The sequence below is a fragment of the Cupriavidus sp. FW305-F7 genome, from assembly GCF_058782875.1.
On the sequence record NZ_JBYSYC010000003.1, the window covers coordinates 19,135 to 42,896 of the forward strand.

The window sequence follows — 23,762 nt, forward strand, 5'->3', positions numbered from 1 at the left end:
TGTGGGTGATCTTTTTGCCTCAGGCGGCCTTGGACTGCGACTCTTCAGCGATCCAGGCCTCGGTGGCTTCCTCGTTGAACCAGTAGCTGCCATAGTCGCGCGGATCGTTGAATCCGTTGGCGATGCGCTGGGCGATGCGCGGCGCGTGCTGCGCTGTGGCCAGCAGTTTGACGATGTGGTCTGGCGGCGGGAAAAGCAGGGAATTTGTCCAACGGATGACCGGTTCGGCATAGCCTTCGTAAAGGCCGTCGAAGGTCTGCTGCATCCATGCCTTATCGAAGGGCTTGTCCCCATGGCGCAGGATGGCCTCGAAATAGTGCAGAGCGCCCTTGGTGGCGTTGTTCGAGCCCTGGCCGGTGATCGGATCGTTGACCATGACCGCGTCGCCGAGCCCCATTACATGCCGGCCGGAAGGCAGGGAAAGAGTAGGGTTGCGCACGGTCGGGGTGACGCGTCCGCTCAGGATCCCATTGGCATCGGTGAGTCGTACATTGGCACAGCGCTCGCTTTCCCACGGCAGGTAGTCGCGCAGGATGCCCAGGCAGACATCCAGATGCTGGTCGGCGGACTTGATGTCTGCCCAGCGGTCCATCGGGCCGCCAGGAATGGCTTCGAAGACCATGATGTCGCAGGCTTGCGTTTCGCAACTGCCCTGGGTGGTGAGGGCCGGGAAGACAAAGTACTCGCCGATGCCGGGAATCAGATTAAAGTTGACGCACTCAAACGGACCACTGCGCTGCATGCCCGTCACGTAAGCAAGTGCCAACTGGCGTTGGGGATGACGAACAGGCGAGCGTGCATCATTGCGTGTCAGCAGATTGACGATCTCTCCCTTGCCACCGGCCAGGAGAACAAGATCATGAGATTCGACCAAGGCTTCAAGCTGGGGAATCTCGACATTTTCGATACGTAGAATGCCGCCACGGCTTTCGAACTCCGCCATCCAGCCTGGCATCTTTACACGTTGATCAACAGACTGGGCGTAGGAATTCAGGCGGGCGCGCCAGTGGATGGCAACTTCGCCCTTGCCGTCGTCGGTGGGGATGGTCAGGCCGATGCCGTCCACCGTGGGGCACTGCCTTTCCCATTGATTCATCCGGAAATTGCGCTCGATCTGGAGTGCTTGGTCGAAGATGCACTGGGACGACATCACTTTGCCGCCCCATACCTCGTCAGCGGTGCGGTTTGTCACTAGCGTGACCTCATAGCCTTGATCCAGCAGGCCGCACCCGAGCAATAGTCCTGCCTGACCCGCGCCAACAATCGCAATCTTGCGTGGCGTGATCTTGTCGATGGAATGGGGGATCATGTGTCTCTCCTGTGGGATTGTCTTGTGTGCAATTCACTTCGTGCCGGGCGAACCGAGGTCGCCCGGAATCACCGGCCGGTTTATGCCGTCAGCCGGTTGATGGCTGCTTGCCGACCCTCGGGGCCGAGGGCGCCGTATCCGCCGTCACATGCATAGTCGGCGCCGGTAACAAAGGCGGAAGCATCTGACAGGAGGAAGCGAACCACTTGCGCGACTTCTTCTGGCTTGCCGAGCCGGCCGAGTGGGTGAAAATCTGCGGCGATACCGTCGGCTTTCGCCTTGTCGCCGCCGCTCAGCGCGCTGATGACGGAGGACCACGTCCAGCCCGGCGAGACGGAGTTGACTCGAATGTTGTCCGGGGCTAGATCCAATGCGGCGCTACGTGTGAATTGCTGCATCGCTGCCTTGGTAATCGGGTACAGCCAGCGCCCCGACTGCGCCACGCCCGCGGAGATCGAGGCAAAGTTGACGACCGCTCCGCCGCCGCGCTTTTTCATCTCCGGCACGCACGCCTTCAGCATCATCGCCGCGCCGACTACATTGACGTTGTAGGACTCCAGCCACTGCTCGCGTGTGGAATCGGCACCGTTATCCACGTAGGTGCAGGCGCAGTTGACGAGCAGGTCGATGCCGCGGAAGGTCTCCATGGTGTCGGCGATGCAGGCAGCGATGTCGGCATCGCTGGTCACGTCCACGGCCACATAGCGGCAGCGCTCCGGATGCCGCTCGGCAACATTGCGGCCGCCTTGCTGGTCGATGTCGACGACAACGACGTTGGCGCCAGCCGAGACCAGGGCCGATACCACGGCCTCGCCAATCATGGTCGCGCCACCGGTGACAATCGCCGTCTTGCCTTCGATTCCTTGCATGTCCGTCTCCACTTGTTGTATTGGCTCGCATGTAGCCATGTGCAACGTAGTTTGGTGTGGCGGTGATGACGCTGCTATCCACAATCCGCCGGCCAATATCCAGATAACGAGCCGTCGCTGGCGGACCGGGAAAAGGAGGCGGTGGAGTCAGGAAAAGGTGGGGCGGCAGCCTTGCCGGATGGCCGGGCGTGCAGGTATCCGTTCACGCGCGAGCGCGGCCTGGCGTTGTTGTATCAACGACTGCAAGTCAGTGAAACGGGTCGATGCCGCAGGGGTATTGCGAGGTCTAAAGAGCCCGCTGATTATCAACGCCCGGCATCGCTGACATGGCGCTCCGCTGCACCCCTGCGCAGGGTCGCCGACGGAGAAACGCCGAAGCGCTTCTTGTAATAGGCCGCAAACCGGCCGAGATGTGTAAAGCCAAAGCGATATGCAAGATCCGTGATGGAGGCCTGCTCCGCTCCGGCGGCAGCAATCAACGCTTGTCGGACGCAGTCCAGTCTCGCATCCCGCAGATAGGCTAACGGCGTCGTATTGAGATGGCGGCGAAAGCCTTCTTCCAGCGCCCGGATACTCACGCAGGCGACTTGCGCCAGGTCGGCGACGGTCAGCGGTGTGTCGGCATTCGCGCGGACATAATCTATCACCCGCTGCATATGACGTGGCCTGGCGGGCTCGGCGCTGCGCGCAAGGAGATAGGTGTGGGTGTGCGGTTGAAGCGGCAGCAGCGTCCGCAGCAGGTAGTCCTCCATCGACGCCACCGCGGCCGGGAACTGGAGCCAGTTGGTGCCGTGCTGGTCGATATTCCTGGTAAGGTCGAGTACGGACTGGCTCCATGCGTGCTGGGGCAGCCCCGGATCGAATGAAAGGGGCCCGCTGGGATCGCGCCCGGTCAGCAATGCGAAACGTTGCTCGATGGCTTCCTTCTGAATCCAGAGCAAGACTTGCGCACAATCCTCATGCCAGTGCATTCGGGTTGGGGTGTCTGGACTCAGCAAGCTGGCGGTGCGGACGTCGGAAAGTATCTCCTGCGAGCCACACTTGATTTCGGCATGGCCCGCAACCGGGATCTGGGCGAGATAGAAGTGCTCTAGGCAGCCAGGGTCGATCTCTACATGGGCGCCATAGGCAAGGAAGTTGAGTGCGGTCTCATGCAGTCGTACCAGGTTGTGCTGGACATGCAATTGCTGCAGTGCACCGACCACTCGCAGTTCATGCGGGCAAAATACCGAAGCGATCTTGCCCTGGGCCTCCTTCACATCCTCGGAGCGGAATGAGGGGTAGTTCGCCAGCATGCCTTGCGGCGCGCAGTTGTGGTCACGCGCCGGAGAAGACGGGATGTCGGCGGGTGACTGGGGGGCGGTCTGCATCGTCTCACTCCTGCAGGATTGCAGCGTGCCTGGCTCGCCTGCGAAGCGAAGGAAGCCCGCGCAATCAGTTACTTTATACCTAAACTTCCTGCGCGCGCCAAGAAGGCGGCCGGGCTGCCCTGTTGGCCGACCGCCAGGGAATCTCTGCGCGATCGTCGCCACGCTCCTTCTTGTCCATATAGTTTAGGCATAAAAATATGATTATGGAAATATGCGCTTCGAGCCGACGCGGGTAATCCGGTCGGCGCCTCGACGGGAGGCGCAGGGGGCAGATGCCGCTGGCGGACCTGATGCAGGGCATCCTGCGCGGGCGGTATTTCTCGCTGCTGGAGAACCAGGAATAGGACTGGTGCAGGTTTGCTTGCGGAGGAGGGAGGCCGCCGTCGGTCTCCGGGTTCATGGTCTATACTTAGATATGTGATATACAATATATTACGTGTGCATAACGCCTCCTGCCGCCATGCTTGATCCCTCGCTGTTCGGTCGCCTGTCATTCACCTACGCGGATCCCGTCGACGGCCCGCTGCCACCCGGGCGTAACCCGCTGGGCGTGGCCCCGGAGCGCGATGCCGTGCTGTTCGTTCCGGACGGCCTGCCGGAGAGCGGGCCGGTGCCGCTGCTGGTGATGTTCCACGGCGCGGGCGGGTTTCCGGAAAAGGTGCTGCCGCATATCGAGCCGCATGCGCGGCGCCACAAGTTCCTGGTGCTGGCGCCGCATTCGCTCTACCCGACCTGGGACATCGTGATCGGCGGCAACGGCCCCGACCTGGAGCGGCTGCGCCAGGCGCTGATCGCGGTGACATCGCGCTACCGGGTCGACGCGGGCCGGCTGGCCTTTGCGGGCTTCTCGGACGGGGCCAGCTACGCGCTGTCGATCGGCATCACCAACGGCGACATTGCCAGCCATGTGATTGCGTTCTCCGGCGGCTTCATGTCGGTGTTCATGCAGGAGGGCGCTCCCAGGGTGTTTGTCGCGCACGGGCTGGCTGACGAGCAATTGCCGGTTGTCACCAGCGGCCGCGCCCATGCGACCAGGCTGAAGGCCGCGGGCTACGACGTGCAGTACGTCGAGTTCGATGGCCTGCATGTCATCCATCCGCCCGTGGTCGAGCGCGCGATCGATTTCTTCCTGCAGTGAAACCCCGGCCGCTGGCCGGCGCGGCCACGCCATTCAACGGGAGTGCGGTACATGGATTTCGAGATTCCAGAGGCGCTGATCCACCCCCTGCTGGCGATGATCGAAACCGGGTCACCGTTGGCGCGGCAGTTGCAGGAGCACGGCGTCTGCCACGGCAATATGCTGGTGTCGAGCAAGCTATTCGATGCGCAGTCGCTGAGCTCGCTCTACACGCTGAGCAAGACGCAAAACGAGCGCGCGCTGATGTTCCAGATGCTGGCGCTGGACAATGTCTACAACGCGCCGCAGGCGCGCGTGATTCCGGGGCTGGACCAGCTGGTGGCGGGGCTGGCCGCCTACCTGTCGCGCGATGCCATCGATGGCTGGCTGTACCAGCGCAGCCGCGACGGCGTGCTGCTGCCCTGGCTGGTGCGCCGGATGCGCTATGTGTCGCCCGAGCAGGGCATGCCTTATGTGGTGGTGGACATGCTGGCCAACACCATGCAGTCGGCCAACTCCACGCTGACTGACCACCACCTACGCCGCTCCGGCATGACCACGTCGATGGTGATCACCCGCGACGACATCGCTAACCGCACCATCCCGGAGTTGCTGGCCGAGTTCGGCTTCTACAAGGAGTGCGCGGAATTCCGGCACGAATACGAGCAGCATGCGCAGCGCTTCGTGCGCTACCAGCGCCGCTTCGGCGCGCAGTTTGTCGCCACCCGCGCGGCGTTCTCGCTCGATGCCAAGGGACCCGCCGAGCTGACGCCGATTGCCGACACCGCGGGCGCGCGCTGCGTGAATGATGAGGAACGGCTGGAGCGCCGCTTCGAGATGACCTGCGACCCGGCGTTCTGGCGCGATGCCGGGGTCATGGAGGGCTTTGAGCGCGTGCCGCTGCATGGCTACGTGCACCTGTTCCACCTGGAGTGGCATCGCAACATCTGGGTGCATGTGCAGCACCTGACCGAGTATCGCTACCAGCCGGCCCTGCGCGACAAGCTGGTCCTGCCCGCGCATCACCGCGACCTGATCGATATCCTGACCTCGCACATGGACATGCTGGTGCCGGACTTCGTGCCCGGCAAGTCCGGCGGTACCACCATCCTGTGCCAGGGCGCCCCAGGCCTGGGCAAGACGCTGACCGCGGAGATCTACGCCGAGGTGGTGGGCAAGCCGCTGTACCGCGTGCATTCCGGGCAGCTGGGCACCACTGCCGCGTCGGTCGGTGCCACGCTGATGACGATCCTGCGCCGGGCCATGCGCTGGAACGCGATCCTGCTGCTGGACGAGGCCGACGTCTATATCCGCTGCCGCGACAACGACCTGGAGCACAACGCCATCGTCGCGGAATTCCTGCGCACGCTGGAGTACTTCAACGGCCTGCTGTTCATGACCACCAACCGCATCGGCGACGTCGACGATGCCATCCTGTCGCGCTGCATCGCGACCATCCATTACGAAACGCCGTGCAAGCAAGACGCCATGCGGCTGTGGCGCCTGCAGGCCGTGCAGTTCGGCGCGGAACTGGGCGACGCGCTGATCGATGCGCTGACCGCCGCCTACCCCAAGGCGAGCGGACGCGACATCAAGGAGCTGCTGAAGCTGGCAACCCGCTACGGCAAGGCCAAGGGGATCCCGCTGTCGGAAGACGTGTTCCGGCTGTGCGGGCAGTTCCGCGGGATAGGGTAAGGCGCCGGTGCGCGGGTATCATGGGCCATCTGTGCAGGCAACCGCGCCCCGATCCCCGATGAGCCTCGACCCCGCCGAACTCCAGGCCATACGCCCCTACCTGCTGCGCTTTGCCCGCCTGCAGCTGCGCGACGAGGCGGTGGCCGAGGATGCCGTCTCGGAAACGCTGCTGGCGGCGCTGGAGCACCCTGAGCGCTTCGCCGGCCAGTCAACGCTGCGCACCTACCTGGTTGGCATCCTCAAGCACAAGATCATCGACACCCTGCGCAGCGGCAAACGTGAGGTCAGGCTGGCGCTGGCCACCGATGCCGAAGGCCAGCCGCAATCCGACGACGATGCCTTCGATGTGCTGTTCACGCGCAACGGCCACTACCAGGACCCGCCGTCCGACTGGGGCAACCCGGAACGCGCCTTTGAGCGCCGCGAGTTCTTCGAGATCCTGCAGCTTTGCGTGGACCGCCTGCCGGAGCGCACCGGCCGGATCTTCATGATGCGCGAGTGGCTGGAGCTGGACACCGAAGAAATCTGTCAGCATTTGCAGATCAGCGCGACCAATGCCTGGGCGATGCTGTACCGCGCCCGCATGCGCCTGCGCGGATGCCTGGAACTGCACTGGTTCGGCCAGCGCGGCCGGCCCGGCAAGGCCGGTTGAGCCCGGCCCCCGCCCATGCAACGGATAAGTCACTGACCTACATGCCAGATTCCCGCCCCTCCCGCCGCCTGCTGCCGAACTGTGAAGAGGTGCATCACCTCACCATGAAGGGCCTGGACCGGCCGCTGTCATGGGGCGAGCGGCTGCGCATGCGCGCCCACCTGGCGATCTGTGACGCCTGCACCAGCTTCAGCGCCCAGATGCGGACCCTGCGCGAGGCCATGCACAGGCTGGGGCGCGACGAATGACAAAAGGCCAGCGGATCCGCTGGCCTTCTTGCTGGCTGGGTGCCGGTATCGCTCAGGCGCGAGCGCCTTCGCCGTAGGGGTCGAAGCGGCCAGCGCGGCTGCCTTCGGTAAAGGTGTCGAAGCTGCGCGACGGCGATGCCGACACGCCGCTGCGCTCCAGCCCGGCCACCGTGCGGGCGCCGTCGACAAACGGATCGACCTTGCCCACGCGGGCGCCTTCCGTGAACACATCGTGGCTGCGGAACTCATAACCATACTTGTCGCCGGGCACGGTGCTGCGGAAGCTGTAGCCGTACTTGTCGCCGGGCAGCTGCTCGGCGACGGTGGCGGCTTGCGCGGCGCCCAGGGCAGCCAGCGACAGGAGCAGGGCAGTAGCGAGGCGGGTGGTCTTGGTCATGATGGTTCTCCTTAAGCTCGTTGAATTTGTCAGAAGGCTTTGCGTTGTGTGCGTGCCGTTCATGTACAGAACTATAGAAGCGCCATCGATACGGAAACAGGCCAGTTGCCGGACAAGTTATTCAAAAAAATTGAAGTTACGGCCGAGGGCGGAAGCGGCCCGTGGCATGACGCAAATGTAATGTCCCCGTCGCCGGAATGCCCGGCGCGGCTCGGTTAAACTTGCGGCTCGCTGCAATCCCCCGTCGCCTGATGCCAGGCGGCCAGGGCAGCTGCCACTTCCCTTATGCAACGGCTCATCCTCATCCTTCTTGCGCTCGTCCTGCCGCTCCAGTTCGCCTGGGCGGGAGCCGCCGCGTATTGCCGACATGAGGTGGCGGCTCCGGCCAAGGCCCATTTCGGGCACCATGAGCACCAGCACAAGGCCGACAGCGGCAAGCAGGACCAGCCCGCGCAGAAGGCGCAGGACAAGGCCAAGCTCGGCCTGCCCGATCCCGACTGCGGCGTCTGCCATATCGCTTCGCTGCCGTTTGCACGGGCCGACGCGCCCGACGTGCACGCCATGCGCCGGGTGGAACTGGCGCCACCGGCGCCGCAGCCCAGCTTCTCTTCGCACAGTGCGCGGGCGCCCGACCGTCCGCAGTGGCCGCGTCTCGCTTAACCGGCGAGACGACGCTTCCATTTCATGGTCTTCCTGATTTCCTGACGTCAGGCGTCTCGCCGAATTCTCCCGGTTTCTTTCCTGGTGCAATTCGATGCGAAGACTTTTGCTGCCGCTTGGGCTGGCGGCCGTTCTATTCAGCCCACATGGCGTCGCGCAGACGCCGCCCCCTGCCATGGCGCAGCCATCGGCATCCTTGCCGGCCCCGGGCCAAGAGCCTGCCGGCACGCTGAGCCTCGACGCCGCGCTGGCGCTGGCCGAAGCCGGCAGCTTCGCGTTGTCCGCGGCGGGCAAGGAGCTTGACGCCACCGAGGGCGATGTCACGCAGGCGCGCGTGCTGCCCAATCCCGAACTGGCCGTGTCGATCGAAGACACGCGCAAGGCCACGCGCTCCACCACCGGCCAGATCAACCTGCCGATCGAACTCGGCGGCAAGCGCGCCGCGCGCATCGGTGTGGCCGAGCGCGGGCGCGAACTGGCGCAGGTCGAGCTGGGCGGCGCACGCGCCGAGCTGCGCGCCGCGGTGATCGCACGCTTCTTTGGCGTGCTGGTGGCGCAGGAACGCGTCAAGCTGGCCGAAGGCTCGGTCGGCATCGCCAGCAAGGCGGCCGCGGCGGCCGGGCGGCGCGTGGCCGCCGGCAAGGTCGCGCCCCTGGAAGAAACGCGCGCCAGGGTCGAACAGGCCAATGCCGAGCTGGAACTGGCCGAGGCTACCGGCGCGCTGCAATCCGCACGTCAGTCGCTGGCCACGCTGTGGGGCAACGCCTTGCCGCACTTTGCGCAGGCGCAGGGCGACCTTGACGCACTGCCCTCGCGCCCCGCGCCGGCAGCACTGCAAGCGGCGCTGGAAGACTCGCCTCAACTGGCGGCAAGCCGCCTCGTGGCCGAGCGCAGCCGCGCCGAAGTCGCCGTGGCGCGCAGCCGCCAGTATCCCGACGTGACCGTGAGCCTGGGCGCCAAGCGCGACAACGAGGCCAACCGCAATATGGCCGTGCTGGGCGTGGCGATCCCGCTGCCGCTGTTTGACCGCAACCAGGGCAACCTCTACGCCGCATTGCGCCGGGCCGACAAGGCGCAGGACACGCACGCGGCCACGCGCATCCGCCTGGTGGGTGAGCTGCAGCAGGCGTCGACGCAGCTGTCGGTATCGCGCGCCGCGGCGCAGACGCTGCAGGCCTCGGTGCTGCCCGCGGCGGAGCAGGCCTATGCCGCCGCCTCGCGCGGGTTCGAGGCCGGCAAATTCAATTTCCTCGATGTGCTGGATGCCCAGCGCACGCTGTTCCAGGCGCGCATCCGCTACCTGGACGTGCTGGCCCGCACCTATGACGCGGCGGCCAGCATCGACCGCATCCTCGGACACTGATACGGACGCCGAAGACATGGCAATGAGCAAGCAACAACGGGCCGCCGTGGTGGCCATCCTGGTCGCGGGGCTGCTGGGCGGCGCGGCGATCCTGTTCACCGGCAAGGGCGGCAGCGCCACCGGCGAGGCCGGGCACGGGCAAGCCGAGCATGGCGACGAGCACGAACATGGCAAGGAAGGAGACAATGCGGCCGCGCACGCTGACGCCAGCGCTCCCGCGGCGAAGCCGGAAGCCGAAGGCAAGCCGCACCTGATCGCGCTGACGCCCGCGCAGATCCAGCAGGCCGGCATCGGCATCGCCAGCGCCGCCGCGGCGCCGCTGCGCAGCAGCGTCGATTTCCCCGGCGAGATCCGCTTCAATGAAGACCGCACCGCGCACGTGGTGCCGCGCGTGGCGGGCGTTGCGCAGGCGGTGCCGGCCAACCTTGGCCAGCAGGTACGCAAGGGCGAAGTGCTGACGCTGCTCGCCAGCACGACGCTGGCCGAGCAGCGCAGCGAGCTGCTGGCGGCGCAGAAGCGCGAGGCGCTGGCGCGTGCCACCTACGCGCGCGAGAAGACGCTGTGGCAGGAGAAGATCTCCGCCGAGCAGGATTACCAGCAGGCCCGCACGGCGCTTGAGGAAGCGCAGATCGCGGTCCAGAACGCGCGCCAGAAGCTGACCGCGATTGGCGCCACGGAGAAGAGCGCGGGCAAGGGCGGCAGCCTGAACCAGTTTGCGCTGCGTGCCCCGTTCGATGGCATCGTGGTCGAGAAGCACCTGGCGCTGGGCGAAGCGGTCCAGGAAGCCACCAGCGTCTTCACCGTCTCCGACCTGAGTTCGGTGTGGGCGGAGTTCGTGGTGTCCGCGCGCGACCTGGACCAGGTGCGTGTGGGCGAAGCGGTCACGGTGCGCTCGAGCGCCTCGGACACGCAGGCCGAGGGCAAGGTGTCCTACGTCGGCGCGCTGCTGGGTGAGCAGACGCGCACGGCCAAGGCGCGCGTGACGCTGGCCAATCCCGGCATGGCGTGGCGCCCGGGGCTGTTCGTCACGGTCAGCGTGCTGGGCGCGCCGGCGCAGGTGCCGGTGACGGTGGCGGCCGACGCGGTGCAGCAGGTCGACGGCAAGAGCGTGGTGTTCATCGCCGTGCCGGGCGGGTTTGCGGTGCAGCCGGTCAAGACCGGGCGCGCTGGTGGCAAGCTGGTGGAGGTGACCGAGGGCCTGCAGGCCGGCGCGCGCTACGCCGCGGCCAACAGCTTCATCCTCAAGTCCGAGCTGGGCAAAGCCAGCGCCGGGCATGAGCACTGAGCGGAGGCACGCATGTTTGAACGCCTGATCCGCTTTGCCATCGAGCAACGCTGGCTGGTCCTGCTGGCGGTGCTGGGCATGGCCGCGCTGGGCCTGTACAGCTACACCCGGCTGCCGATCGACGCGGTGCCCGATATCACCAACGTGCAGGTGCAGATCAACACCGCAGCGCACGGCTATTCGCCGCTGGAGACCGAGCAGCGCATCACCTATCCGGTCGAGACCGTGATGGCGGGCCTGCCCGGGCTGGAGCAGACCCGCTCGCTGTCGCGCTACGGGCTGTCGCAGGTGACGGTGATCTTCCGCGACGGCACCGATATCCACTTTGCGCGCCAGCTGGTCAACCAGCGCATCCAGGAAGCGCGCGACAAGCTGCCCGCCGGCATCACGCCCGCGATGGGCCCGATCTCGACCGGGCTGGGCGAAATCTACCTGTGGACGGTCGAGGCCGACCCCGGCGCGCGCAAGCCGGACGGCACGCCGTATACGCTGTCGGACCTGCGCGAGATCCAGGACTGGGTGATCCGCCCGCAGCTGCGCAACGTGCCCGGCGTGACCGAGGTCAATGCCATCGGCGGCCATGCGCGCGCCTATGTGGTTGCGCCCAGCCTGGAGCGCATGGCGTCGTACGGGTTGTCGCTGGCCGACGTGGTGAGCGCGCTGGAGAAGAACAACGACAACGTCGGCGCCGGCTATATCGAGCGCCGCGGCGAGCAGTACCTGGTGCGCGTGCCGGGGCAGGTGCGCTCGCTCGACGATATCCGCGACGTGATCGTCGGCACCGCGCAGGGCCAGCCGATCCGCGTGCGCGACGTGGCCACCGTGCAGACCGGCGGCGAGCTGCGCACCGGCGCGGCCACCGAGAACGGCCGCGAGGTGGTGCTGGGCACCGTGTTCATGCTGATCGGCGAGAACAGCCGCACGGTGTCGCAGGCGGCGGACCGCAAGATGGCCGAGATCAACCGTACCCTGCCCAAGGGCGTGCAGGCCGTCACGGTGTACGACCGTACCACGCTGGTCGACAAGGCCATTGCCACGGTCAAGAAAAACCTGCTGGAAGGTGCGGTGCTGGTGATCGCCATCCTGTTCCTGTTCCTGGGCAACCTGCGCGCGGCGCTGATCACCGCGCTGGTGATCCCGCTGTCGATGCTGTTCACCTTCACGGGCATGGTGCAATACCGCATCAGTGCCAACCTGATGAGCCTGGGGGCGCTGGACTTCGGCATCATTGTCGACGGTGCCGTGGTGATCGTCGAGAACTGCGTGCGCCGGCTGGCGCATGCGCAGGAGCGCCACGGCCGGCCCCTCACGCGCGGCGAACGCCTGCATGAAGTCTTTGCCGCGGCGCGCGAGGCGCGCCGGCCGCTGTTGTACGGGCAGCTGATCATCATGGTGGTGTACCTGCCGATCTTTGCGCTGACCGGGGTGGAGGGCAAGATGTTCCACCCGATGGCCTTCACCGTGGTGCTGGCGCTGCTGGGCGCGATGGTGCTGTCGGTGACCTTCGTGCCGGCGGCGGTGGCGCTGTTCATCGGGAACCGCGTGGCCGAGCGCGAGAACCGGTTGATGGCCTGGGCGCGCCGCCGCTACGCGGTGCTGCTGGAGCGCTCGCTGGCCGCGACGCCGGTGGTGCTGACGTTTGCCGGCGTGGCGGTGGCATTGTGTCTGGCCATCGGCACGCGCCTGGGCAGTGAGTTCGTGCCCAGCCTGAACGAGGGCGACCTGGCGATCCAGGCCTTGCGCATCCCCGGCACCAGCCTGACGCAATCGGTGGCGATGCAGCAGCAGGTGGAAACCGCGCTGAAGGCCAAATTCCCGGAGATCGAGCGCATCTTTGCGCGCACCGGCACCGCGGAGATCGCCTCCGACCCGATGCCGCCGAATATCTCCGACGGCTACATCATGCTCAAGCCTGTGTCGCAATGGCCCGAGCCCCGCCGCACGCGCGACGAGCTGATCGCCGCGATACGCGATGAGGTGGGCAAGCTGCCGGGCAACAATTATGAGTTCTCGCAACCGATCCAGCTGCGCTTCAATGAGCTGATCTCGGGCGTGCGCTCCGACGTGGCGGTCAAGGTGTTCGGCGACGACAACGCCGTGCTGGAGCAGACCGCCAATCGCATCGCGGCAGTGCTGCAGGGCATCCCCGGCGCGGCCGAGGTGAAGGTCGAACAGACCACCGGCCTGCCGATGCTGACGGTGCAGATCGACCGCAACAAGGCGGCGCGCTACGGCCTGAACCTGAGCGATATCCAGGATGCGGTGGCGATCGGCATCGGTGGCAAGGTGTCGGGCACCTTCTTCAGCGGCGACCGGCGCTTCGACATCGTGGTGCGCCTGCCCGATGCCGTGCGCGAGGACGTGGAAGCGCTGCGGCGCCTGCCGGTGCCGTTGTCGAAGGAGGCAGCGGCGCGCACCAGCTATATCCCCCTGAGCGAAGTCGCCAGCGTGGAGATCGCGCCGGGCCCCAACCAGGTCTCGCGCGAGAACGGCAAGCGCCGCATCGTGGTCAGCGCCAATGTGCGCGGGCGCGATATCGGCAGCTTCGTGCCCGAGGCCGAGGCTGCCATCCGCGCGCGCGTGCAGATCCCGGCGGGCTACTGGACCAGCTGGGGCGGCACCTTCGAGCAGCTGCAGTCGGCCACCGCGCGGCTGCGCATAGTAGTGCCGCTGGCGCTGGGCATGGTGTTCGTGCTGCTGTTCGCCATGTTCGGCAACGTCAAGGACGGGCTGCTGGTCTTCACCGGCATCCCGTTCGCGCTGACCGGCGGCATCCTGGCGCTATGGCTGCGCGGCATTCCGCTGTCGATCTCGGCGGCGGTGGGCTTTATCGCCTTGTGCGGCGTGGCGGTGCTCAACGGGCTGGTGATGCTGTCGTTTATCCGCTCGCTGCGCGAGGATGGCCATGGGCTGGATGCGGCGATCCGCGATGGGGCATTGACGCGGCTGAGGCCGGTGCTGATGACGGCGCTGGTTGCCTCGCTTGGCTTCGTGCCGATGGCCTTGGCAACGGGCACGGGTGCCGAAGTGCAGCGCCCGCTGGCGACAGTCGTCATCGGCGGCATCCTGTCGTCGACGGCGCTGACCTTGCTGGTGTTGCCGGTGCTGTACCGGCTGGCGCACCGGAACGACGAGGCGGTGGCGGACGCGGCGCAGGGGGAGGGGGAGTTTGCGCGGGTGGAAACGTAAGCTGCGAAGCCACGTTGAAGCCACTGGGTTTCCGCGAAGGCGGGAACCCAGTGGCTTTTGCAAAGGCAATCGACCTTTCATGACGCCATGAAGCGTTCACCCCCGCGCACGCGGCAAACTGGCAGCACATCCAGTCCCCAACGTGCCGCCATGCAGACAGCCACCCTGCCCGATACCGGGATCGACCCGCTTCGCGCCGTCACCGATCCCGACCCCTACCCGTACTACCGGGAGCTGGCCACCCGCCAGCCGTTCTACCGCGATGACCGTCTCGGCCTGTGGGTCGCCGCCGGCCCGCGTGAAGTGGCGGCAGTGCTGGCCCATCCTGACTGCCGCGTACGCCCGCCGGCGCAGCCAGTACCGCCCGCGCTGGCCGGCACCGCAGCCGGTGACCTGTTCGGCCGCCTGATCCGGATGAACGACGGCGCTGCCCACGCACCACTGAAGCAGATCCTGATGCCGATGCTGGCGGGCCTTGACGCGGCCGCCACAGCGCGGCGCGCGGCGGCGATGGCAACGATGATCGATGCTGGCGCTGCCGCCGGTACGTCTGGCGAGCGCGTCAACCGCTGGCTCTTCACATTGCCTGTGGTGACAGTGGCCGACCTGCTCGGTTTGCCCATTGCCGAAGGTGGCAAGGCGGCCGAGGTCGCACAACGCGTCGCGGCCTTCGCCGCCGCGCAGTCGCAGCTGGCCGATGCGCACACCGTCCGTGCCGGTGCTGACGCAGCGCAATGGCTGGGCGCGTGGCTTGCCGGTGCCACGCCGGGCGACGGCCCGCTTCCGGCGCTGCATCAAGCCGCGCATGCCGCCGGCATCGACGCGCAGGCTGTCGCCGCCAACATCATCGGCCTGCTGGTGCAGGCCTGCGAAGCCACCGCGGCGCTGGCCGGGAATACGCTGCTGCGGCTGGGTCGCGACACGCCGCAGTCAGAGCTGCCGCTCGATGCCGTGGTGGCGCGGGTCGCCCGGGAGGATCCGCCGGTGCAGAATACGCGCCGCTTCCTGGCCGCCGATGCGCAACTGTGCGGCCACGCCGTCAAGGCCGGCGATGCGGTGCTGGTGCTGCTGGCCGCGGCGTCGTGCAGTGGTGCCGCAGCCGGCGAGCGGCCATGGACCTTCGGCCACGGCCGCCATGCCTGTCCCGGTGACCGCGTGGCGCAGACGCTGGCTGCTGCCACGGTGGCAGCGCTGCGTGCGCGTGGTGCCGATCCGGCCGCGCTGGCGCAGGCGTTCCGCTATCGTCCGTCGCTAAACGCGCGCATTCCGCATTTCCTTTGATCCCCGCCATTGCCCCAGGAGACAACATGATCGCAGTCATCTTCGAAGTCGAGCCCGCACCGGGCCGGCAGGACAACTACCTCGACATCGCCGCGCACCTGCGCCCGCAGCTGGAAGCCATCGACGGCTTTATCTCGGTGGAGCGCTTCCAGAGCCTGACCAACCCCAACAAGCTGCTGTCGCTGTCGTTCTTCCGCGACGAGGCCGCGGTGATCGCCTGGCGCAATACGCTGGCGCATCGCCAGGCGCAGGCGGCCGGTCGCGGCGGCGTGTTTGCCGGCTACCGGCTGCGCGTGGCGCAGGTGCTGCGCGACTACGGGCTGAATGAGCGCGACCAGGCGCCGGCGGACAGCCGCGCGGTGCATGACCACAAGGCGGGCTGAAGGAGGCGCAGCGATGACGATGGAAGCGATCGGCACCCAAGCCGCGTTTATCGGCCTGACGTTCTTGCTGGCAGGCTTTGTCAAAGGGGTGGTGGGCCTGGGCTTGCCCACGGTTGCGGTGGGCATGCTAGGGCTGGTGATGCCGCCCGCGCAGGCGGCGGCGCTGCTGGTGGCGCCGTCGATGGTGACCAACGTGGTGCAGCTGTTCAGCGGCGCGCGCTTCGGGCAACTGATGCAACGGCTGTGGCCGATGCTGGTGGCGATCTGTGCCGGCACCTGGCTGTGTGCGGCATGGGTGCCGGCCGGCATGATGACGCACGCGACCTCGGCCTTGGGTGTGGCGCTGGTGCTGTACGCGGTGGTCGGGCTGGCCGCGGTGAAGCTGGTGGTGCCGGCGGGGGCGGAGCGGTGGCTCGGGCCGTTGATCGGGCTGGTCACGGGTGGCATTACGGCGGTGACCGGTGTGTTCGTGATTCCCGCCGTGCCTTACCTGCAGGGGCTCGGGCTGGACAAGGAAAGCCTGGTGCAGGCGCTCGGGCTGTCGTTCACGGTATCGACCATTGCGCTGGCGGTGAGCCTGGCCATGGGCGGGTCGCTGCTGCATTTGCCGGTGCTGGGCGCCTCGGCGCTGGCGCTGGTGCCGGCGCTCGGCGGCATGTTCCTGGGCCAGTGGCTGCGCCACCGGATCAGCGCCGAGCGCTTCCGCAAGCTGTTCTTCTGCGGGCTGCTGGTGTTGGGCGGCGAACTGGCGCTGCGAGGGCTGTGATCAAGCCCCCATGCTCCCCGCCCTGCACGCTCAGTGGCTGGCCTGCACCGTGCGGCCGTTCAGCGGCTGCACCGGACGGGCGTTCATCGGATAAAGCTGGCGGAATGCGGCCAACTGCGCAGGCGACACTTCCACCGGCGTCTTGAGCACCTGCCAGCGCACGTCCTCGCTGCACGGTGGCGTGGTCAGCGAGCCGGTGAAGGCCCAGTACGACTGCCGGGCCGGCAGCAACGCCGCCACATCCAGCGGCGCCGTCAGTTCACGCGACTCCCCGGCCTTGGCCGGCAGGCTCGCGAAGACGGGTTTCAGCGCCGCATTCTCCCGCCCGGACTTGAACAGCACCGCCACCACCGCCAGCTTGCCTTCTGCATTCTGGTGCACCAGGTGCGCGACCAGCGGATAGGTCTTGCCGTTGATCTTCTCTTCGCTGGGCGTATGGAAGTGGAACTGCAGCAGCTTGTAGGCCACACCGTCGAGTTCGATCTGCCCCGCGGCGGGCAGGTTGACCTGCACGGTGTGGCCGTTGTTGACCACGGTGGCGGGCGCCGCGGCGTAGCCAAAGCCGATCGGCTTCAGGTCCGCGGGTTGGGTCTTGCCGGTGCGGATATCGATGGGCGACTGGTGCTTGCCTAGCGCACAGGTCTTGTAGTCCTGGTCGAGCTTGGCCCAGTGGCTGGTACCGGTTGGTCCGATATAGCTCCAGTGCGGGTCATTGCCGGCCCACGCGGCAGGTGCAAGCAAGGCGGTGCAAACGGTGATAATCGGCAGCCTGATGTTCATTGTCGATGCGTCCTAGTGTTGGTAACCCCTTGGTTTCCGACGTGGTGTTATCAAGCTGTCCCAGTCTTGAGTGCCGGGTCTTTGCCCGGCCGGGAATCATGCAGCAAAACTGCCGTCCAGCGAATAAGGCATTGCTGAATTCCGGTCTGCACTGCATTTAACAGGGGTATGGACTGCATGCACGCATGCGATTGATGCATGCCGCGCATGCCGTCATGGAACGGACACGGCGCCGACATCTCACGTGGCACGCTCCACAGGCATCCCCGCTCAGCCGGGGATGCCTGCCTGCCACCGTTTGTCTCGGGATTTCAGCCAGGCCGCGCGCCGGCCTGGTTCGACTCCAGTTGCGCGCGTACCGCGGAGATATGGTCGCCCGCGGCATCGACGGCGTTCTCCAGGTCGCTGGTGCTGCAGCCCAGCTCCCGGCACCAGTACTGCACTTCAAGCGGATCCATCAGGTTGATGCGGCCAGGATCCAGCGGCCTGAACTCGTTTGTCACATCGCTCATGCTTGCCTCCTGTCCATGTCTCGGGGCGACACGGCCCTTGCATTGTAGGCAGTCATCCGGCGCGCGTTGCATGCAAGACGGCCTGAGCTTGCGCATATGATGTACGGGTTACCCCAGCCGACAGGACGCCGCATGCCCCGCTCATCCGGTGCAAAACTCTGGTCCACGCTGAACAAGGCCGCGGCCCGCAATGCGCGCCGCATGCAGCGCGCCGTCAACCAGAACCTGACCAAGCCGATGACCGAGGCCATCGTGCGCAACGCGGTGAAGCAATCGGCTGCAGTCACGGCCGCCACCCAGCGCGCACTGTCGGGCGTGGTATCGCCGGTGCAGGCGCCGCAGAACCGCGGCAGCGGGCGCTGGGAGGAAGGCGCATGGGGCGCGCCACTGGCACCGCGCCGCTACCGCATCTTCGTGCCGGCCGGCGTCACGGCGTCGCGTCGCGCGCCGATGCTGGTGCTGCTGCATGGCTGCGGCCAGGACGCCGCCAGCTTTGCCGCGGTCACGCGCGCCGCCGCCGTGGCGCGCGAAGCCGGCTGGGTGGTGCTGCTGCCTGAACAGACCTCGCAGGCCAATGCACAGCGCTGCTGGAACTGGTTCCGGCCCGCCGCGCGGGGTGGCGTCGAAGCCGGGCTGCTGATGGCGCTGATCGACCAGGCTTGCCGCGGCCATCCGGTTGCCGTCGACCGCGTCAGCGTGCTGGGGCTGTCCGCGGGCGGCGCGATGGCGCTGATGCTGGGGCTACGCTACCCGGAGCGCTTCGCCGCGGTCGGCTCGCACTCCGGCGCGGTGCCCTGGAGCGCCACCAATGCCGCCCAGGCAGCGCGTGCCATGCGCGGGGGGCACGGGCCCGATGCCAAGACCATGCAGGCGCTGCGGTTCGGGCTGGCGGGGCGCCGCCCGCCGCCGTTGCTATTGCTGCATGGCGATGCCGACCACGTGGTCGACTTCAGCAATGCCACCGCCGCGGCGGGCATGTGGATGCACCTGCAGCCGGAGGATGCGCACCCGCTGTCCGCGGTGCCGGCACGGCGCATCCAGCGCGGCATGCGCCGTGCCATGGATGTCTTCGACTGGATGGAGGGAAAGTCCCCTTACGTTCGCCTAGTGCGGATCGAGGGTCTGGGTCACGCCTGGAGCGGCGGGGCAGGCGGCCAGGCGTTCTCCGATCCGGCGGGGCCGGATGGGTTGAAGCTGGCGTTGCGGTTTTTTCTGGCGGTTTGGGGGTGAGAGAGTAGTCTTGACGCCGCACAACGGGTGAGGTTCTCTTCAGGCCTGAGACCTACCCCAGCCTGACAGGCTCAATCACCACATCACTGGCCGGACAAGCCACACACGGCAGGATCAGCCCCTCTTCCCTCTCATCCAGACTCAACCCCGGCCATTCGATCCGATAGCGGATCGTCCCCGCATGCAGCCGGCTGGCGCAGGCGCGGCAGGTGCCATTGCGGCAAGAGTTGGGCAGCGCCACGCCTTCGAGCAGTGCAGCTTCCAGCAGGCTCAACGCCGCCGGCGCGGCGAAGCGGGTATTGCCTGGCAGCACGCTTGCGGTGAATTCCGCGCGGTCGTCCGGCGCCACCGGCTCGCGTTCAGCCATGGGCCTCATCCTCCGCTTCCGGGAATTGGGCGCGTCCGTGGGTCGCGTCGCGCAGGGCATCGCGCGCGGCGTCGAGCTGGGTTGCGGGCATGCGCAGGACCAGCGTGGCCTGCGCGCCATAGGCGGTGCCGGCCAGCGTGCAGCCTGGCTGCGCTTCATAGTCGAGCCAGCGGCGCACGCGCGGCTCGTCGGCATAGTCGACTGACACCGTCAGGGTGCCGTAGGCGATGCGTTCCACGCGCTCGGCCTTTTTCAGCGCGGCCGCGATGGCATCGGTGTAAGCGCGCACCAACCCGCCCGCCCCCAGTTTGACGCCACCGTAATAGCGCACCACCGCCGCCAGCACGCCGTCCAGGTCATGGTGGCGCAGCACTTCCAGGATGGGCCGGCCGGCGGTGCCGGAGGGCTCGCCATCGTCGGACATGCCCGAGGCGCCGCCAGCCAGCAATGCCCAGCACACGTGGGTGGCGGTGGGGTGCTCGGCGCGCAGCGCCTGCAGTGCCGCCAAGGCGGCGTCACGGTCGGCAACGGGCAGCGCCAGCGCCAGGAAGCGGCTCTTGCGGATTTCGATCTCGGCCTGGACGGGGGTGGCTAGCGTGTATGTGGGCAAGCGGCAGGGCGGAAGGGGGGCAGAAACGGAGGCTGCCGGCATTCAACGGATCCGCGCCTGTGGAGCCGCGGATGCAAAGGGCGAGTGTACCGCAGCGGCATCCGGGGCCTGGCCGAAAGCGCCGCTTTTGTGTCGTATCGTCAACTTGTTGTCACAAACTGCGCCTACGATCCGCTCCGGCCATGCGCAATGCCGCCCGCCGCCCGCCTGTGCCAACAGGTGCCCGGTCCCACCCGCGGGGGCCGGCGCAAATACGCAGTGAACAACATATCCCTTCCTCTTCCCCGGATCGAGAACATGCTTGAACAACCCAATGCTGGCCGCCGCAAGGCCCTGAAGCTCCTGGCCGGCGCGCCGATGCTGCCGCTTGGCCTTGCCTCCACCGGCCTGCTGGCAGGTTGCGGCGGTGGCGACGACGCTGTCGCCGCGCCGCTTCCGCCGGCCCAGGCCGCCACGTTCACCACGGCCGAGTTCGTCGGCATGAGCGCGCCGACGCTGGCTACGCCGGACGCGATGGCGACAACCACGGTGGGCTCCAGCCTCAAGGTGTCGTTCAGCGACGGCAGCAGCCAGACCTACAAGCTGGCCTACCAGCCGTTCTTCATCACCGGCGACACCCTGCCCGACGGCAAGGGCGGCACCATCCTGGCCGGCGGCTACTACGACATCAACAACAGGCCGATCATGGACACCTCCGTGGCCGGCAAGGAACGCCAGTTCTTCTCCGACGCGCCGGACGGCAGCTCGCTGCTGACCCTGGCCAACCCGACCGTGCCCGGCGTCAAGGGCAAGACGGTGTTTGCGGTGGTGCAGTTCGAGTACACCACGCGCAACCAGGGCAATGCCAGCATGTACGGCCTGCTGCCGTCGCCCATCGCGGTGGTGACGCTGGACCAGGACCCGGCCACCGGCAAGCTGACCCCGGTCAAGTACCACAACGTCGATACCTCGGGCGTCAACGGCCTGTGGATCACCTGCGGCGCCAGCCTGTCGCCGTGGAACACCCACCTGTCGAGCGAAGAGTACGAGACCGACCTGCTGAACGCCAGCGCGGTCACGCAGCTGCAGGGCTACAGCCAGAACCTGTACGGCGACCCGGCGCGCGCCAACGCCTACAACTACGGCCACCTGCCGGAAGTCACGGTCAACCCGGACGGCACCGGCACCATCAAGAAGCACTACTGCCTGGGCCGCATCTCGCATGAACTGGTGCAGGTCATGCCCGACGAGCGCACCGTGCTGATGGGCGACGATGCCACCAACGGCGGCCTGTTCCTGTTTATCGCCGACCGCGCCCGCGACCTGTCGTCCGGCACGCTGTACGTGGCCAAGTGGCACCAGACCTCGGGCGTGGGCCCGGGCAGCGCCACGCTGTCGTGGATCAGGCTGGGCAGCGCCACCAGTGCCGAAATCCGCGCGCTGGTCGACGGCGGCATCAAGCTGGCCGACATCATGGACGTCAAGACCGCCGATCCGGCTGATGTCAGCTACACCCGCATCCTCTACAACGGCAAGCCGAACTGGGTGAAGCTGATGCCGGGCATGGAAAAGGCCGCGGCGTTCCTGGAAACGCACCGCTACGCCGCACTGGTCGGCGGCAGCCTGGGCTTCACCAAGATGGAAGGCACCACGGTCAACATCAAGGACAAGAAGGCCTACTCGGCAATGTCGCGCATCGAGTCGAGCATGCTCACGGCCAATGCCGCCAACGCCGGCGACATCCAGGTGGAAGGCCCGTACTCCGGCGCCGTCTATGAGCTGAACCTGAAGGGCGGCCAGGCCGACAAGACCGGCACGGCCATCAACAGCGAATGGGTGCCGGTCGACATGGCGGCGGTGCCGGCGCTGGTCAGCGAAGACCTGGGCGGCGGCAAGATGAAGCAGCAGGATGCGCTGGGCAACTTTGCCAACCCTGACAAGGTCGCCACGCCCGACAACCTGAAGTTCTCGGAAAAGCTGCGCACGCTGTTTGTCGGCGAGGACAGCAATACCCACGTCAACAATTTCCTGTGGGCGTACAACGTCGATACCAAGGTGCACAGCCGCGTGCTGTCGTGCCCGGTCGGCGCCGAATCCACGGGCCTGCACGCGGTGGACGAGATCAACGGCTGGACCTATGTGATGAGCAACTTCCAGCACGTTGGCGACTGGGAATCGCCGCTGCACGACAAGGTCCGGCCCGCGCTTGAGGCGAAGGTGATGGCCAACTACAAGGACCGCTTCGGTGCCGCCGTGGGCTACCTGACGGGCGACCCGACTGGCGTCAGGCTGGCCAAGGCCTGACGCGGTAGCGCAGTGCCTGGATGAAGGCGGCGGGCTTCGGCCCGCCGTTTTTTGTTGGGGCGCGATCGTCTAACATGGCAACTCCGGCATCATGCCCAGCCTCCCGCCCGTCATGCCTGACCAGCTTCCGCACATCCACTCCGCGCGCCTTAGCCTGCTGCCCTTTCGCGGCGACGACGCAGCCGAGGCCTTTGCCTGCATCACCCCGACGCTTGCGCGATTCATGGACTGGGAGCCATCGCCCACGCCGGCGGCTTTCGAAGCCGTGTGGCAAGGCTGGCTGATAGGCATGGCGCGAGGTTCGGAATGTGTGCTCACCATCCGGCGTGCCGACGACGGGCTGTTCCTGGGGCTGGCGGGATTGCACCACGCCGACACGCCCGCGCCGGAACTCGGCATCTGGATCCGCGAGGACTGCCACGGCCATGCCTTCGGCCTGGACGCGGTCACCGCGCTGGCGCAATGGGCGCAGGACAACCTGTCGCCGGCGCACCTGGTCTATCCCGTGGCCGAACAGAACTGGCCCAGCCGCCGGATCGCAGAGTCGCTTGGCGGCACGGTCGTGGGCCAGGCCACGACCCTCAAGTTTGAGCGCTTGATCTACCAGATCCCGGGGCGCCGTTGAGGTACAGCGGCATCGCATCCTGCCCAGGCTGCCGCCCCTCATCAGCTGACACGCTGCCCCTCAGGGCGGAGCGCCCCCCGGCGGGCCGATTCTGCTACGCTAGGCGCTTTCCCCCGCTGAGCATGCCATCATGACCGGCTCGACCCAAGACCCCGACGCACGCCGCATGGCGCCCGCCACCGAGCGCAACCGCGAGCCTATCCTTGCGGTGTTGCGCAACGTGCTGCCCGCCAGCGGCACGGTACTGGAAATTGCCAGCGGCACCGGCCAGCATGCCGTGCACTTTGCCGCAGCGCTGCCGGGACTGACCTGGCAGCCAAGCGATCCGGAAGCCGCCGCGCGCGCGTCGATCGCAGCCTGGACCGCGCATGCGGGCCTGGCCAATGTGCGCGCGCCGCTGGCGCTGGATGTCTGCCGCCAGCCATGGGGCATCGATGCCGCGGATGCGGTGGTGTGCATCAACATGATCCATATTGCCCCATGGGCCGCGGCCGAGGCGCTGTTCGAGGGCGCCGGCAAGCTGCTGGGCCCTGGCGGCGTGCTGTTCCTGTACGGCCCCTATCGCCGCGGCGGCGCGCATACGGCGCCGAGCAACGCGGCCTTCGACGCGCAATTGCGCGCCACCGACCCCGACTGGGGCGTGCGCGACATGGAAGCCGTGATCGCGCTGGGCGAGGCGCAGGGCATGCGCTGCGACGAGCCGGTGCCAATGCCGGCCAACAACTTCAGCCTAACGTTCCATGTCAATGGAATCAAATAGTTAGCGTATTT

23 protein-coding genes are annotated in these 23,762 nt (G+C 67.0%); 15 read left to right on the forward strand and 8 right to left on the reverse strand.

What is annotated here, in order from left to right:
* Positions 1-19 precede the first annotated feature (19 nt).
* The 3 genes from AC3WL8_RS03435 to AC3WL8_RS03445 form a co-directional block, all read right to left on the reverse strand.
* Entirely contained in the window at positions 20-1,309 is a 1,290-nt protein-coding gene (locus AC3WL8_RS03435) for a styrene monooxygenase/indole monooxygenase family protein (RefSeq protein ID WP_211979481.1), read from the reverse strand.
* Positions 1,310-1,389: 80 nt separating this feature from the next.
* Entirely contained in the window at positions 1,390-2,178 is a 789-nt protein-coding gene (locus AC3WL8_RS03440) for an SDR family oxidoreductase (RefSeq protein WP_013953985.1), read from the reverse strand.
* A gap of 305 nt (positions 2,179-2,483) precedes the next feature.
* A complete protein-coding gene (locus AC3WL8_RS03445) occupies positions 2,484-3,548 on the reverse strand; it encodes an AraC family transcriptional regulator (RefSeq protein WP_492377910.1) in 1,065 nt (354 codons plus the stop codon).
* 460 nt (positions 3,549-4,008) lie between these two features.
* Between AC3WL8_RS03445 and AC3WL8_RS03450 the strand changes: the two genes are divergently transcribed.
* The 4 genes from AC3WL8_RS03450 to AC3WL8_RS03465 are packed head-to-tail and all read left to right on the forward strand — an operon-like array spanning position 4,009 to position 7,260.
* The gene (locus AC3WL8_RS03450) at positions 4,009-4,686 is read left to right on the forward strand and encodes an alpha/beta hydrolase (protein ID WP_492377911.1); all 678 of its coding nucleotides are present in this window, start codon (positions 4,009-4,011) and stop codon (positions 4,684-4,686) included.
* A 51-nt stretch (positions 4,687-4,737) separates the two neighbouring features.
* A complete protein-coding gene (locus tag AC3WL8_RS03455) occupies positions 4,738-6,360 on the forward strand; it encodes an AAA family ATPase (protein ID WP_492377912.1) in 1,623 nt (540 codons plus the stop codon).
* 58 nt (positions 6,361-6,418) lie between these two features.
* Positions 6,419-7,012, forward strand: coding sequence for a sigma-70 family RNA polymerase sigma factor (locus AC3WL8_RS03460; RefSeq protein ID WP_041228744.1), 594 nt, complete (start codon positions 6,419-6,421; stop codon positions 7,010-7,012).
* 41 nt (positions 7,013-7,053) lie between these two features.
* Positions 7,054-7,260: a zf-HC2 domain-containing protein gene (locus AC3WL8_RS03465; RefSeq protein WP_013953980.1), complete on the forward strand. Its 207-nt coding sequence runs from the start codon at positions 7,054-7,056 to the stop codon at positions 7,258-7,260.
* A gap of 52 nt (positions 7,261-7,312) precedes the next feature.
* Here AC3WL8_RS03465 and AC3WL8_RS03470 read toward each other — a convergent pair whose 3' ends face one another.
* On the reverse strand, positions 7,313-7,657 hold the full coding sequence (locus AC3WL8_RS03470; protein WP_492377913.1) for a hypothetical protein: 345 nt from the start codon (positions 7,655-7,657) through the stop codon (positions 7,313-7,315).
* A gap of 285 nt (positions 7,658-7,942) precedes the next feature.
* On the opposite strand from AC3WL8_RS03470, the gene czcI reads away from it, so the two are divergent.
* The 7 genes from czcI to AC3WL8_RS03505 all read left to right on the forward strand — a co-directional run bounded on the left by czcI (position 7,943) and on the right by AC3WL8_RS03505 (position 16,584).
* The gene (gene czcI / locus AC3WL8_RS03475; protein WP_013953978.1) at positions 7,943-8,317 is read left to right on the forward strand and encodes a cation efflux protein, CzcI family; all 375 of its coding nucleotides are present in this window, start codon (positions 7,943-7,945) and stop codon (positions 8,315-8,317) included.
* Between the two features lie 94 nt (positions 8,318-8,411).
* A complete protein-coding gene (locus tag AC3WL8_RS03480) occupies positions 8,412-9,680 on the forward strand; it encodes a TolC family protein (protein ID WP_492377914.1) in 1,269 nt (422 codons plus the stop codon).
* A gap of 16 nt (positions 9,681-9,696) precedes the next feature.
* Positions 9,697-10,965 carry an efflux RND transporter periplasmic adaptor subunit gene (locus AC3WL8_RS03485; protein WP_153954093.1) on the forward strand — a complete coding sequence of 423 codons (1,269 nt, stop codon included), beginning with the start codon at positions 9,697-9,699 and terminating at the stop codon, positions 10,963-10,965.
* Positions 10,966-10,977: 12 nt separating this feature from the next.
* Entirely contained in the window at positions 10,978-14,154 is a 3,177-nt protein-coding gene (locus AC3WL8_RS03490) for a CusA/CzcA family heavy metal efflux RND transporter (RefSeq protein ID WP_492377915.1), read from the forward strand.
* Between the two features lie 150 nt (positions 14,155-14,304).
* Entirely contained in the window at positions 14,305-15,435 is a 1,131-nt protein-coding gene (locus tag AC3WL8_RS03495) for a cytochrome P450 (RefSeq protein WP_492377916.1), read from the forward strand.
* Positions 15,436-15,461: 26 nt separating this feature from the next.
* Positions 15,462-15,818, forward strand: coding sequence for an antibiotic biosynthesis monooxygenase family protein (locus tag AC3WL8_RS03500; protein ID WP_010810707.1), 357 nt, complete (start codon positions 15,462-15,464; stop codon positions 15,816-15,818).
* A gap of 13 nt (positions 15,819-15,831) precedes the next feature.
* Complete coding sequence (locus AC3WL8_RS03505; RefSeq protein ID WP_013953972.1) at positions 15,832-16,584, forward strand: sulfite exporter TauE/SafE family protein; 753 nt, start codon at positions 15,832-15,834, stop codon at positions 16,582-16,584.
* A gap of 30 nt (positions 16,585-16,614) precedes the next feature.
* Here the strand turns inward: AC3WL8_RS03505 and AC3WL8_RS03510 are convergent, their stop codons facing one another.
* A complete protein-coding gene (locus AC3WL8_RS03510) occupies positions 16,615-17,364 on the reverse strand; it encodes a carbonic anhydrase (RefSeq protein WP_013953971.1) in 750 nt (249 codons plus the stop codon).
* Between the two features lie 311 nt (positions 17,365-17,675).
* Positions 17,676-17,876, reverse strand: coding sequence for a DUF3606 domain-containing protein (locus AC3WL8_RS03515; RefSeq protein WP_010810704.1), 201 nt, complete (start codon positions 17,874-17,876; stop codon positions 17,676-17,678).
* Positions 17,877-18,008: 132 nt separating this feature from the next.
* On the opposite strand from AC3WL8_RS03515, the gene AC3WL8_RS03520 reads away from it, so the two are divergent.
* Positions 18,009-19,106, forward strand: coding sequence for an extracellular catalytic domain type 1 short-chain-length polyhydroxyalkanoate depolymerase (locus AC3WL8_RS03520; RefSeq protein WP_492377917.1), 1,098 nt, complete (start codon positions 18,009-18,011; stop codon positions 19,104-19,106).
* Between the two features lie 52 nt (positions 19,107-19,158).
* Here AC3WL8_RS03520 and AC3WL8_RS03525 read toward each other — a convergent pair whose 3' ends face one another.
* Both AC3WL8_RS03525 and AC3WL8_RS03530 read right to left on the reverse strand, forming a co-directional pair.
* Positions 19,159-19,473, reverse strand: coding sequence for a 2Fe-2S iron-sulfur cluster-binding protein (locus AC3WL8_RS03525; RefSeq protein WP_153954096.1), 315 nt, complete (start codon positions 19,471-19,473; stop codon positions 19,159-19,161).
* The gene (locus AC3WL8_RS03530) at positions 19,466-20,083 is read right to left on the reverse strand and encodes an IMPACT family protein (protein WP_041228740.1); all 618 of its coding nucleotides are present in this window, start codon (positions 20,081-20,083) and stop codon (positions 19,466-19,468) included. Before AC3WL8_RS03530 ends, AC3WL8_RS03525 begins: the two co-directional genes overlap by 8 nt.
* Positions 20,084-20,380: 297 nt before the next feature.
* Between AC3WL8_RS03530 and AC3WL8_RS03535 the strand changes: the two genes are divergently transcribed.
* From AC3WL8_RS03535 to AC3WL8_RS03545, 3 genes are all read left to right on the forward strand, one after another.
* Positions 20,381-22,366, forward strand: coding sequence for a PhoX family protein (locus tag AC3WL8_RS03535; RefSeq protein ID WP_492377918.1), 1,986 nt, complete (start codon positions 20,381-20,383; stop codon positions 22,364-22,366).
* Positions 22,367-22,478: 112 nt separating this feature from the next.
* Entirely contained in the window at positions 22,479-22,991 is a 513-nt protein-coding gene (locus AC3WL8_RS03540; RefSeq protein WP_492377919.1) for a GNAT family N-acetyltransferase, read from the forward strand.
* A 130-nt stretch (positions 22,992-23,121) separates the two neighbouring features.
* On the forward strand, positions 23,122-23,751 hold the full coding sequence (locus AC3WL8_RS03545) for a DUF938 domain-containing protein (RefSeq protein ID WP_013953965.1): 630 nt from the start codon (positions 23,122-23,124) through the stop codon (positions 23,749-23,751).
* Positions 23,752-23,762 lie beyond the last annotated feature (11 nt).

Excerpts from the sequence above, each read along its gene's own strand:
- AC3WL8_RS03515 (WP_010810704.1), bottom strand. The coding sequence starts at position 17,876 with ATGAGCGATGTGACAAACGAGTTCAGGCCGCTGGATCCTGGCCGCATC.
- AC3WL8_RS03520 (WP_492377917.1), top strand. The coding sequence starts at position 18,009 with ATGCCCCGCTCATCCGGTGCAAAACTCTGGTCCACGCTGAACAAGGCC.
- AC3WL8_RS03450 (WP_492377911.1), top strand. The coding sequence starts at position 4,009 with ATGCTTGATCCCTCGCTGTTCGGTCGCCTGTCATTCACCTACGCGGAT.
- AC3WL8_RS03435 (WP_211979481.1), bottom strand. The coding sequence starts at position 1,309 with ATGATCCCCCATTCCATCGACAAGATCACGCCACGCAAGATTGCGATT.
- AC3WL8_RS03500 (WP_010810707.1), top strand. The coding sequence starts at position 15,462 with ATGATCGCAGTCATCTTCGAAGTCGAGCCCGCACCGGGCCGGCAGGAC.
- AC3WL8_RS03490 (WP_492377915.1), top strand. The coding sequence starts at position 10,978 with ATGTTTGAACGCCTGATCCGCTTTGCCATCGAGCAACGCTGGCTGGTC.
- AC3WL8_RS03540 (WP_492377919.1), top strand. The coding sequence starts at position 22,479 with ATGCCTGACCAGCTTCCGCACATCCACTCCGCGCGCCTTAGCCTGCTG.
- AC3WL8_RS03535 (WP_492377918.1), top strand. The coding sequence starts at position 20,381 with ATGCTTGAACAACCCAATGCTGGCCGCCGCAAGGCCCTGAAGCTCCTG.
- AC3WL8_RS03495 (WP_492377916.1), top strand. The coding sequence starts at position 14,305 with ATGCAGACAGCCACCCTGCCCGATACCGGGATCGACCCGCTTCGCGCC.
- AC3WL8_RS03510 (WP_013953971.1), bottom strand. The coding sequence starts at position 17,364 with ATGAACATCAGGCTGCCGATTATCACCGTTTGCACCGCCTTGCTTGCA.
- AC3WL8_RS03460 (WP_041228744.1), top strand. The coding sequence starts at position 6,419 with ATGAGCCTCGACCCCGCCGAACTCCAGGCCATACGCCCCTACCTGCTG.
- AC3WL8_RS03505 (WP_013953972.1), top strand. The coding sequence starts at position 15,832 with ATGACGATGGAAGCGATCGGCACCCAAGCCGCGTTTATCGGCCTGACG.
- AC3WL8_RS03440 (WP_013953985.1), bottom strand. The coding sequence starts at position 2,178 with ATGCAAGGAATCGAAGGCAAGACGGCGATTGTCACCGGTGGCGCGACC.
- AC3WL8_RS03525 (WP_153954096.1), bottom strand. The coding sequence starts at position 19,473 with ATGGCTGAACGCGAGCCGGTGGCGCCGGACGACCGCGCGGAATTCACC.
- AC3WL8_RS03545 (WP_013953965.1), top strand. The coding sequence starts at position 23,122 with ATGACCGGCTCGACCCAAGACCCCGACGCACGCCGCATGGCGCCCGCC.
- AC3WL8_RS03445 (WP_492377910.1), bottom strand. The coding sequence starts at position 3,548 with ATGCAGACCGCCCCCCAGTCACCCGCCGACATCCCGTCTTCTCCGGCG.
- AC3WL8_RS03485 (WP_153954093.1), top strand. The coding sequence starts at position 9,697 with ATGGCAATGAGCAAGCAACAACGGGCCGCCGTGGTGGCCATCCTGGTC.
- AC3WL8_RS03470 (WP_492377913.1), bottom strand. The coding sequence starts at position 7,657 with ATGACCAAGACCACCCGCCTCGCTACTGCCCTGCTCCTGTCGCTGGCT.
- czcI (WP_013953978.1), top strand. The coding sequence starts at position 7,943 with ATGCAACGGCTCATCCTCATCCTTCTTGCGCTCGTCCTGCCGCTCCAG.
- AC3WL8_RS03480 (WP_492377914.1), top strand. The coding sequence starts at position 8,412 with ATGCGAAGACTTTTGCTGCCGCTTGGGCTGGCGGCCGTTCTATTCAGC.
- AC3WL8_RS03465 (WP_013953980.1), top strand. The coding sequence starts at position 7,054 with ATGCCAGATTCCCGCCCCTCCCGCCGCCTGCTGCCGAACTGTGAAGAG.
- AC3WL8_RS03455 (WP_492377912.1), top strand. The coding sequence starts at position 4,738 with ATGGATTTCGAGATTCCAGAGGCGCTGATCCACCCCCTGCTGGCGATG.